1 protein-coding gene is annotated in these 1,224 nt (G+C 57.3%); it reads right to left on the bottom strand.

All coding sequences use genetic code 11. The annotated features are described in order from the left end of the window. Positions 1-67: 67 nt before the first annotated feature. Positions 68-1,224 (bottom strand): type 2 periplasmic-binding domain-containing protein (locus tag AC1D35_RS36275; RefSeq protein ID WP_477942856.1); only part of this gene is annotated, 1,157 nt, incomplete at its 5' end.

Raw genomic sequence — 1,224 nt, 5'->3', positions numbered from 1 at the left:
GGCAAAGCTTCACCGAAGCTCGGTCCTTGAAGTCGGCGGCAACCTTCGATGAAGCTGGCCGACGCTCCTAATGCGGTAAACCGTAATTTGGGTATTTGTGCGGGGCAATAGTCAGAAACCGCTTTTCTCCGCGCAGGAGCTGGTCCTCTTCCATCACCCCGTTAAGGCTGAAGAGCCATGCGAGAGGTTCCGACATGGTTTGCCCAGGAAACCATTTTTGAAACAGCGCCTCCGCGCCTGCGCGGTGCGAAAACAGCTCGTAGACGCGGCGCTGCACAAACGAGAAGAGCTCGGGAGGGGCCGTTTTGGAGATGAGCAACGCATAGGGTTCGTATGTAAAGGATTGCCCAGGGTCGCGAACGTCGCCGCAGGCATGGCCCGTTGCCCTCCACGCCGCAAGCTTTCCCAGGATGATTTCGCGATCGCCAAAATAGGCCTTGTCTCTGGCTGTGTCGCTACAAAACCACGCGATCAGCTGATCATGATCGCTCTTCGGACAGAGTATATAGGACGGTACCGTTGAGGCACGCTCACTTAGTGATTTTGTTGGCTCCTTTACCTCGCGATCGGCGGTTCGTTCGAGAAGGCAATCCGATGTTCCTGGCGTGAAGCACGCTGGCATCTTGCCGGACGACCCCAGGCGCAGCGCGTCTATGGCGCATGCCTCTTTGGCGAMGCGCGCGGCTGTCGAATTGCTCAGATATCCAAGCTCAACGTCCCTGAATGTTCGAACCGATCGCCTTAGATAAGAGACGCCCGAGACGAATACGATCGGAGAAAACGTGCCGGCCTCCATACGTTCGCTATCGTCGAGCCGTATCGTAACGGCATCACATAGGACGTCTACCCGTTTGCCGCCCACCTCTGGTAGTGGCCCCTTGAGTGCGGCGAACCGGTTATTCCCATTCACAGGAACGGCAAGCAATTGGTATTGGCTGTCGGCGAAGATTTCGTAGCATAGCTCAGCCAAGTATCCGAGATACGGCTTTTTCTCGATCTCCTGGCGGAGCGGCGGCGTATAGGAAAAGGGCGGAATGTCGGTTCGAAACCCGACTACGACCTCCGCTGCCCGTGCGGGCGCAACAGCCGCGCCGAGGAAAATCCCAGCCACGCAAGCAATGATGAGGATGGAAGCCGTCGTTCCTTTGCCGTTGCCGGAATCCTCCGGTTTCGGAGGCTGGGACAGGCCCAAAACGGACAGGAACACGGTCAGTGGTATGATGA

The organism is Rhizobium sp. P1_E6 (assembly GCF_056405875.1).
The sequence above is the reverse complement of the archived record's forward strand: the minus strand, read 5'-3'. Positions and strand labels throughout refer to the sequence as shown.